This window comes from Collinsella aerofaciens, from assembly GCF_015548375.1.
GTDB classification, from domain to species: Bacteria; Actinomycetota; Coriobacteriia; order Coriobacteriales; family Coriobacteriaceae; genus Collinsella; species Collinsella aerofaciens_AB.
In genome coordinates, this window is record NZ_JADMWW010000045.1 from 1 (window position 1) to 3181 (window position 3181).

General features: G+C 59.8%; 4 protein-coding genes. All 4 read left to right on the forward strand.

Translation table 11 applies throughout. The annotated features are described in order from the left end of the window. The first annotated feature begins 233 nt into the window (after window positions 1–233). The 4 genes from I1969_RS10840 (at window position 234) to I1969_RS10855 (ending at window position 2789) form a co-directional block, all read left to right on the forward strand. Window positions 234–1511: a plasmid recombination protein gene (locus I1969_RS10840; protein ID WP_195235130.1), complete on the forward strand. Its 1278-nt coding sequence runs from the start codon at window positions 234–236 to the stop codon at window positions 1509–1511. A 42-nt stretch (window positions 1512–1553) separates the two neighbouring features. Further along, the gene (gene relB, locus I1969_RS10845; RefSeq protein WP_006236365.1) at window positions 1554–1790 is read left to right on the forward strand and encodes a type II toxin-antitoxin system RelB family antitoxin; all 237 of its coding nucleotides are present in this window, start codon (window positions 1554–1556) and stop codon (window positions 1788–1790) included. Window positions 1791–1815: 25 nt separating this feature from the next. Continuing rightward, on the forward strand, window positions 1816–2043 hold the full coding sequence (locus tag I1969_RS10850; protein WP_006236363.1) for a type II toxin-antitoxin system RelE family toxin: 228 nt from the start codon (window positions 1816–1818) through the stop codon (window positions 2041–2043). A gap of 62 nt (window positions 2044–2105) precedes the next feature. After that, window positions 2106–2789, forward strand: coding sequence for a Rep family protein (locus tag I1969_RS10855; protein WP_195235131.1), 684 nt, complete (start codon window positions 2106–2108; stop codon window positions 2787–2789). Window positions 2790–3181 lie beyond the last annotated feature (392 nt).

The following is a 3181-nucleotide window of genomic DNA, read 5'->3' on the forward strand; positions in this document are numbered from 1 at the left end:
CAAATCAGGTTGAGCGGGGGAGTTTGAGGGGGCAAGCCCCCTCATTCGGCGCTTGCGCCGATGGCCCGCACCTCATGAGCGACGCCGCGAATGAGTAGGGCTGGGGGGTCTCGGGGGGAACGCCCGAGCGGGTCAAGGGCGGCGCCCTTGCACGGCCAAACGCAGTTTGGTATACCGTGACTATACCAAATGTCGCTAACGCTCCATCAGGCTTCAAACTCGGAGGTTCACCAATGACGGTCGCGCCACTAATCGCAATGAAGAGCTCGCAAGTGAAAAGCTTTGACGCGGTGGGTCGTGAGCTGGACAGGCGTGCCCATACCTACGCCAACGACATTGACGGGTCGGGTCGCCACATCGGCTACCGCTGCCGCGCGGAGGACGAGCGCCCGGTGCCGCTTGAGAAGGCGGTCGAGCGGCGCATGGGGGAACTCAAGACGAAGAGGAAGGTCAGGGACAACCAAGTCCGCGCGATGGGGTTCATCGTTTCCAGCAATGATGCCTTGGACGAGAAGACAGCGAGGGAGTTCTTGGACAGGAGCATCAACTGGTTCGGTGCCCGGTACGGATACGAGAACCTGCTAGCCGCCCAAATCCATCTGGACGAGGGCACGCCCCACGCGCATATCTGGATCGCGCCTGTGATACACGACAGGGAGACGGGCTTCGACCGACTGTGCGCCAAAGAGCTGTTCGCCCCAGACAAGCGCCGAAAGAACGCGGCGGGCAAGTGGGAGGTGACCGCACAGGGCACCATGAGCCGCCTGCAGGAGGACTTCTGGGAGCAGGTCGCGAAGCCCTACGGGTACGAGCGCCCCCTGCGCCACGAGCTGCGTGCTAAAGGCTACAGGAGCCTTGACGCGTACAAGGTGCAGGTCGGCACAACGAGGGCGCTCAAGTCAGAGATAGAGACCCTTGAGGGCGCGAGGGACAAGGCGAAGCACAGTGCGGTTATTGCCAAGCGCGAGCTGGACGGCCTTGAGCGGCAGAGGGTTGAGACCCGCGCCAAATTGGGTGCCGTGACCGAGCAGGTCGATGAAAAGCGGGCGCAAGCTGCGGAGATAGACCGCCGAATCGCGGAAAAAATGGCCGAGCTTGACCGCTTGGACGGCGAAATCGGCGAAAAGCTCGAGCTTCGCAACGAGGTGGGCGATGAAATCCAGCGGGAGTCCGCGCGATTGGAGTCTCTTCGGCGCGGAACGCGAGCAGTTGCGCGAGACGTTGAGGAGCTTCGACCCGTCGCTGCCGAGATTGGGCGCTGGGAAGCTGCGGGACGCGCTGAGCGCGGCACAATCCTCGATTCAATCACTGCTCGATGCGCAGGAGCAGCGAGAGCAGCTAGAGCGGCAATTGAGGAGCTTAGAGACCGCATCTGGGCGCTGATGCGTCCCAGGAAGGCGCAGGGCGGCGGATACGGCCTGGACGAGATGGTGAGGGATGCCACGGAAGCGGCGAAGGCATGGAACCGAAGCCACGAAGCGCCTACGCGGTCGCGCGGGCAGGCGCGGTGATGTGTTATAGTAGTACCTGTATTACAGCATAGGAGGTGCGTTATGGCTACCGCAGTCACTTCGATGAGGATTCCGACCGAGCTGAACGAGCGCTACAGCAGGCTTGCGAAGGAGACCGGCAGGTCGAGGAGCTTCTACGTGAACGAGGCCCTGCAAGAATCGATTGACCGTTTCGAGTACGAGTACGGGATTCTCAAGGACATCGAGGACTACCGCGCAGGCAGGCTCGAGACCTACAGCATCGATGAGGTAAGGGCGCATTGTGGTCTGGCGAATTGATTTCACGAGGAACGCTGACAAGGCGATGCGCAAGCTGGACAGGGGCATCGCCGCGAGGATATTCGAAGAGCTTGACGAGATAGCGAAGCTCGAAGACCCGAGAGTCAGGGGCAAGTCCCTGACGGGGAACCTGGCTGGCGTGTGGCGCTACAGAGTCGGCGACTATCGGATTCTGTGCGACATCGATGACGGCAGGCTCGTGATTCTCGTGGTTGATGTGGCGCATAGGCGCGAGGTCTACAAGCGCAGGTAAAAAAGAAAAAGCCCCAGCAAGCTTGGCGGCAGCAGGGGCATTCGAGACAAGGAGATTATAGCATGGCGGCAAACGCTGGCGAGACGAAGGTAAAGCTCTGGGAGGGAATCTGCTACCCAGAGAACATGCTCGATGATTGGCAGGAGGAGATAGACGACATCCTTCAAGTTCCGTTCGCTTACGCAATTCACGACATCGACCATGACCAGAAGAGCAAGCAGCGGAAGACCCATGTTCACATCATCGTGGTTTGGGGCGGCAACACGACCCGCAAGGCGATAATCAACGTCCTGAACCGCTTGAGCGCGGACGGCAAGAGGTGCTGCTCCTCTGCGGAGCCAGTCAACAACATCAGGCACGCATACGACTACCTCATCCACGACACGGCATCGTGCCGAAAGAAGGGCAAGGAACTGTACCCAGTCGAAGTCCGCATCGAGGGGAACAACTTCGACATCGGGCAGCTTGAGCAGCTCTCGACCAAGGACAAGCAGGACATGCTCTTCGAGTTGGTCGGCTTCATCATGGTCGAGAAGTTCGAGACCATCAATGACTTCACGACTGCGGCGCTACGTGAGTTCCCCGAGCAGTACCGAGAAATCATCGTCGGCTACAACTCGATTCTCGAGCGCTACTGTCGCGGCAACTACCTGAACGCCGAACGCAAGCGCAAGGCACGTGAGACAGGCGCGTGCGGAAAAGTAGACGGGTCAATGGAGCAATGCGTGACCACGGGGGCGGAGTAGTTCCGCGCAGCGGATCTACGGAGACCTCGTTCACGGATTGCGGAATTGACGCGGCGGTCGAGCCAAAAGAAAGACTGGGAAGAGGGTCGATGTGAGCGCAAGCTCCCATCGACCCTTTCCTTGCCCAAGTCTGCGAGCGCGGGAGGGCTGGGGATGGGATTCCCATGGGCGAGGTACTACGACCTCGCCCATGGGAATCCCATATCCCATACCCATATCGAGCGTGATTTTTTTTGGGGGGGGGTGGTTCGGAGGGGTGCGCTCATTATTTTTCGCTAACTACGTCCGAAAAATAATGTGACAAATGACAAATGACAAATCAGGTTGAGCGGGGGAGTTTGAGGGGGCAAGCCCCCTCATTCGGCGCTTGCGCCGATGGCCCGCACCTCATG

Excerpts from the sequence above, each read along its gene's own strand:
- I1969_RS10840 (WP_195235130.1), top strand. The coding sequence starts at position 234 with ATGACGGTCGCGCCACTAATCGCAATGAAGAGCTCGCAAGTGAAAAGC.
- I1969_RS10850 (WP_006236363.1), top strand. The coding sequence starts at position 1,816 with ATGCGCAAGCTGGACAGGGGCATCGCCGCGAGGATATTCGAAGAGCTT.
- I1969_RS10855 (WP_195235131.1), top strand. The coding sequence starts at position 2,106 with ATGGCGGCAAACGCTGGCGAGACGAAGGTAAAGCTCTGGGAGGGAATC.
- relB (WP_006236365.1), top strand. The coding sequence starts at position 1,554 with ATGGCTACCGCAGTCACTTCGATGAGGATTCCGACCGAGCTGAACGAG.